This is a genomic window from Fulvivirga aurantia (assembly GCF_009711475.1).
Classification (GTDB): Bacteria; Bacteroidota; Bacteroidia; order Cytophagales; family Cyclobacteriaceae; genus Fulvivirga; species Fulvivirga aurantia.
Genome location: NZ_SMMD01000428.1, coordinates 1 through 2,666 on the forward strand (window position 1 = coordinate 1; position 2,666 = coordinate 2,666).

General features: G+C 40.2%; 4 protein-coding genes. 1 reads left to right on the top strand and 3 read right to left on the bottom strand.

Features of this window, described 5'->3' with window-relative positions:
- From E1176_RS02600 to E1176_RS02610, 3 genes are all read right to left on the bottom strand, one after another.
- On the bottom strand, positions 1-488 hold a 488-nt coding region (locus tag E1176_RS02600), incomplete at its 3' end, for a bifunctional nuclease domain-containing protein (protein WP_185152577.1).
- Between the two features lie 3 nt (positions 489-491).
- Entirely contained in the window at positions 492-1,445 is a 954-nt protein-coding gene (locus tag E1176_RS02605) for an electron transfer flavoprotein subunit alpha/FixB family protein (RefSeq protein WP_155209022.1), read from the bottom strand.
- 38 nt (positions 1,446-1,483) lie between these two features.
- The gene (locus E1176_RS02610; protein WP_155209023.1) at positions 1,484-2,221 is read right to left on the bottom strand and encodes an electron transfer flavoprotein subunit beta/FixA family protein; all 738 of its coding nucleotides are present in this window, start codon (positions 2,219-2,221) and stop codon (positions 1,484-1,486) included.
- A gap of 90 nt (positions 2,222-2,311) precedes the next feature.
- Here E1176_RS02610 and E1176_RS02615 point away from each other — a divergent pair, with 90 nt between their 5' ends.
- Complete coding sequence (locus tag E1176_RS02615) at positions 2,312-2,632, top strand: tetratricopeptide repeat protein (protein ID WP_155209024.1); 321 nt, start codon at positions 2,312-2,314, stop codon at positions 2,630-2,632.
- Positions 2,633-2,666: the final 34 nt, after the last annotated feature.

The window sequence follows — 2,666 nt, forward strand, 5'->3', positions numbered from 1 at the left end:
CCTGCCTTAGGTGTTGAAGTTTCCTTTGGCTCAGTTTTGAGTTCGCTCTTAAGCTCTGCAATATCATCTTCTGTTTCGTCTGTAAGCACAATACCTGCTTCAGCTAATATTGCTTCGTAAGTATATATTGGTGCATCAAAACGTAAACCTATTGCAATAGCATCGGAAGGTCTTGCATCAATTTCAACATCGTTTGTCCCATTGCCGCAAACGATCTTTGCAAAGAATACACCTTCTTTAAGGTCCGAAATCACTATCTCCTTAACCTTATACTCAAAGCTGTGAGCAAATGATTTGAACAAGTCATGAGTCATTGGTCGGTTAGGAATAATTTTTTCAATTTCGATAGCTATTGCCTGGGCTTCGAACATACCAATAATAATTGGTAGCCTTCGATTGCCTTCAGACTCGCCCAAAACCAAAGCAAATGATCCTGACTGCGACTGACTCGATGAGAGCCCTAGTATTTCTAACTTTAATTTATCCACAAATTACTTGGCTGCTTTAATGGCTTCAGTCAATTTAGGTACTACCTCAAAAGCATCTCCAACGATACCGTAATCGGCTGCTTTGAAGAATGGTGCTTCTGGATCTTTATTTATAACAACGATATACTTAGATGAGTTAACACCAGCTAAGTGCTGTATCGCTCCGCTGATACCTACTGCAACATAAAGCTGAGGACTTACTTTTACTCCTGTTTGACCCACGTGTTCGTGGTGAGGTCTCCATCCCATATCAGATACCGGCTTACTGCAACCAGTGGCAGCTCCTAATTCTTTAGCCAGATCTTCGATCATATTCCAGTTTTCTGGTCCTTTCATACCACGGCCACCAGATACAACCAATTCAGCTTCAGGTAGTAAAATCTCTCCCTCTGCCTTGTCAGTAGCTGTAATTGTAGCAGCAAAATCGCCATCACCCAACTCAGGATTAAACTTCTCAACAGCTGCAGAACCACCTGTTTCTTTTACTTCAGCGGCATTCTTTTTTATTGCCAATATTTTCTTGTCAGAGGTAAGCTCTACGTTGGCAAACGCCTTACCTGTATAGATACTTCTTCTCACTTTGAAGCCTGCAGATGTATCTGGCAGATCAGTTACGTTAGATACAAGGCTTGCACCAACTTTGATCGATACTCTGGCAGATACCGGAGCACCTAATGATGAATTAGCTAGTACAAGCGTGTCAGCACCTGTCTGCTCCATCGCTTTGGCTATGACCGTAGCATAAGCCTGAATAACCCCTGCATTTAATTTATCGTCATCAGCATGCAATACTTTGCCTGCTCCAAAATTTCCTAAATTTTCTAATTCGGCCTGATCAACAGCGCCAAGTGCGATAGCAGTAACATCACCACCCATTGCTGCAGCATAAGCTACTGCTTCAATAGAGGTCTTTTTAATTTTACCATCTGCACTCTCTACAAATACTAATGTTGCCATTTTATTGCTTTAATATTTTTATAGTCTTATTACCTAATTTATATCACCTTAGCGTCATTCTTCAAAAGATCAACTAGCTCAGAAACATTTTCTGCGTCAATCATTTTTACTTCGCCTTTTGCCGGTGGTAATTCGTAGTTTTCCAACTTGGTCTGTGTGCTGTCATCTACAGGGTCTACCACATTTAATGGCTTAGTTCTGGCAGACATAATACCTCTCATATTAGGTATCTTCCACTCAGCTATAGGCTCCTGACAACCAGCTACAAATGGTAATTTTACTTCAAGTTTTTCTTTACCTCCTTCGATCTCTCTGCTCATCTTGGCTGTATCGCCATCGATGTCCAAAGTCATCACTGGTGAAAATGATGGAAGGCCTAATAACTCACCTACCATTCCGTGTACCATACCGCCATTAAAGTCGATAGACTCACGTCCCATCAAGATAAGATCATAGTCTCCTTCTTTAGCCACATGCGCAATTTGTTGCGCTACAAAAAATGAATCAGTTGGTGCGGCATTTACTCTGATCGCTTCATCAGCACCTATCGCCAATGCCTTTCTTATTGTTGGCTCTGTCTCTGCTTCTCCTACGTTAAGCACTGTAATAGAACCACCAGATTGCTCCTTAAGCTCAACTGCTCTTGCTAAAGCGTAATCGTCATAAGGGCCGATAATGAATTGAATGCCAGTAGTATCAAACTTGGTATTATCATCAGTAAATGCAATACGAGAAGTTGTATCAGGCACGTGGGTAATACAAACTAATATTTTCATTTAAATTTTTTGTATTAAATAGTTAATTATTAAGCACTAAATTTGCAGCGAAGATAACGAATAATGGAGCAAATAAAAATTGAATCATAGATGAATTCATCCCGCTTAAGTCAACTTCTTGACTTCCTCAAAAATGACCCAAAAGATGCGTTTACTCTTTATGCAATCGCTACCGAATACAAAAGTACCGATCCTCAGGAGGCCCTTAAATACTTTGAAATTTTACTTCAGGAACACCCCGACTATCTAGCCACCTATTATCATGTAGCACACCTTTATCTTGAGCTAGAAGAAGATGAAAAAGCAGAAGCTGCTTTTAAGAAAGGTATTGAGTTGGCACAAAAACAAGAGAATGCCCTTTCTCTTAGGGAGCTGCAAAATGCCTATAACGAATTTCTATTTGAAGACTAATAGCAACTATTCTTACCAGTAAAACACTGGTAAG

Bases quoted from the DNA above. Each gene is read 5' to 3' on its own strand.
- E1176_RS02605 (WP_155209022.1), bottom strand. From the start codon at position 1,445: ATGGCAACATTAGTATTTGTAGAGAGTGCAGATGGTAAAATTAAAAAG.
- E1176_RS02610 (WP_155209023.1), bottom strand. From the start codon at position 2,221: ATGAAAATATTAGTTTGTATTACCCACGTGCCTGATACAACTTCTCGT.
- E1176_RS02615 (WP_155209024.1), top strand. From the start codon at position 2,312: ATGAATTCATCCCGCTTAAGTCAACTTCTTGACTTCCTCAAAAATGAC.